The organism is Salmonella sp. SAL4457 (assembly GCF_046548235.1).
Classification (GTDB): domain Bacteria; phylum Pseudomonadota; class Gammaproteobacteria; order Enterobacterales; family Enterobacteriaceae; genus Salmonella; species Salmonella enterica.
The window spans coordinates 1-241 of the sequence record NZ_JBGDZO010001213.1; the positions used below are offsets into that span (position 1 = coordinate 1).

The window sequence follows — 241 nt, forward strand, 5'->3', positions numbered from 1 at the left end:
GGAAGTAGATCACCTGGGCGTCGCGCGGCCCCCAGTCCTTGTAGAAGAGTTCGACGCCATCCTTCGTTGTCACGTAACCCATGTCGCTTCTCCCGATCGGTGTGGATGCAGGCAACGGCGCCACCCTGCGGCCGCCGTCCCCTGTGTAGAGTAGAAAGCCGCCTGCGTTGCGCCGCCTGGACGAGGAAAACGCGACCGGCGGTAGCGCCCATGCGGCCTGGCGAACCCGTCGATGGAGGCG

Annotated in this window: 1 pseudogene; it reads right to left on the minus strand. The window is 66.0% G+C overall.

The annotated features are described in order from the left end of the window. Positions 1 to 82, minus strand: a pseudogene (locus tag ACLJNW_RS28035) (alpha/beta hydrolase); the annotation flags it as partial. Positions 83 to 241 lie beyond the last annotated feature (159 nt).